This is a genomic window from Acidithiobacillus sp. TH-A36 (genome assembly GCF_057473445.1).
Genome location: NZ_JBYCKP010000639.1, coordinates 1 through 1,449, shown reverse-complemented (window position 1 = coordinate 1,449; position 1,449 = coordinate 1). Strand labels below are relative to the sequence as shown.

General features: G+C 47.6%; 2 protein-coding genes. One reads left to right on the top strand and one right to left on the bottom strand.

Annotated elements, in window-relative coordinates; genetic code table 11:
• Positions 1–323 precede the first annotated feature (323 nt).
• A complete protein-coding gene (locus AC2VLY_RS15970) occupies positions 324–563 on the bottom strand; it encodes an HP1242/YdcH family protein (protein WP_193649963.1) in 240 nt (79 codons plus the stop codon).
• Positions 564–911: 348 nt separating this feature from the next.
• Here AC2VLY_RS15970 and AC2VLY_RS15965 point away from each other — a divergent pair.
• Positions 912–1,449: UTP--glucose-1-phosphate uridylyltransferase (locus tag AC2VLY_RS15965; protein WP_486922630.1), on the top strand; the 538-nt coding region annotated here is incomplete at its 3' end.

Sequence of the window (1,449 nt, the reverse complement as noted above, 5' to 3'; positions counted from 1 at the left end):
GGTGCACGCGTTGTGGTGGATGTGGATCTGCTGACCCAATGGTGGGAAGAAAAAACGCAGCATTAACCTGGAAACGGCCGTTGGCCGTTAAGCTTTTTGCGCCAACGTCCCTTGCCTGTTGTTCTACGGCTCATCCTGCTGTCAGGAGAGAGCTCGCCCTTTGGGCTCAAACAGCTCTTCTGACGGGCGCAGGATTTCACCAAGAACAACAACGGCGCGGGCCAAAGTCGCGGCAAAGCTTAACGGCCAACGGCTGCTTCCAGGATTTATCAACCAAGAACACCCGAAGATGATGGGTGTTCTTTCTTCGGGAATGTGCAGGCTTAATCCGATGTGAGCATCCGGTATATTTCATCTTTCAGGAGCAGGCGTTTTTTCTTCATTTCTTCCAGACTTTGTGAACCGCTAGCCGCATCATTGCGCTCAATGTGCTCAATGTGGGCGGTCAGTTCATTGAACTCTTCATAGCGCCGGGCAAAATGCCCTTGTTCTGCCAGGAGTTGGTCCATGTGTTCAGCCAGTTCAGGAAATTCTGCTTTCAAGTCTTGATGTTCAGTAATCATACATATTCTCCGGTATTGATTGGATCCACTGGCTGCCTGTGGGGCAACAGGACACGCCCTCTGCGATCATTATAGCCTGCTGTTTTGCGCACGAAAAGCAGACAAAACCTGTTTCACAGGGATAGCGTGTTTCAATTTTGTTAAAGTTTTGGGTTTATTTACTGTTTTGGTTTTAATCAAAAATATTTTTCTGAGAATAAATATGTATCACATTTTTTACGCCTGGCATCTGTCTATGGATGATTTTTTAGAAGAAGGGACGGTGAAGAACACCATTTGCTTTGCATGGTATAAGAATTGCTAATGCTTGGTAACTAAAATTTTGACCCTGCAAAAATGAGGTGTGTCATGCAGAAACATGTTCCGGATGTGGCAAAAAAATCTGTTTCGACCGCAGTCTTTCCGGTGGCAGGCATGGGTACCCGTTTTCTTCCTGCAACAAAGGCAACTCCTAAGGAAATGATGCCCGTGGTGGATAAGCCGCTGATTCAATATGCCGTAGAAGAGGCATTGGCAGCAGGTTGTGACCGTCTGGTATTCATTACCGGGCGGGGTAAGCGTGCCATTGCCGACCATTTTGATGTCGCCTATGAGCTGGAAACAGAACTTGAAAAGCGCGGTAAAACAGCTCTACTGAAGGAAATTCAGAATATTGTGCCGCGCGGTGTGACTACGACATTTATTCGCCAGCCTCGGGCTTTAGGGCTTGGTCATGCGGTGCTTATGGCTCGTGATGTGGTTGGCGATAATCCCTTTGCGGTGCTCTTGGCGGATGATCTGATTCTTTCAGAAAAGCCGGTGCTTTTACAGATGAAAGAGCAGTATAGCCGTTATCAGACGGCTATACTGGCAATTCAACAGGTTCTGAGGGAAGAATGCAGTCGTT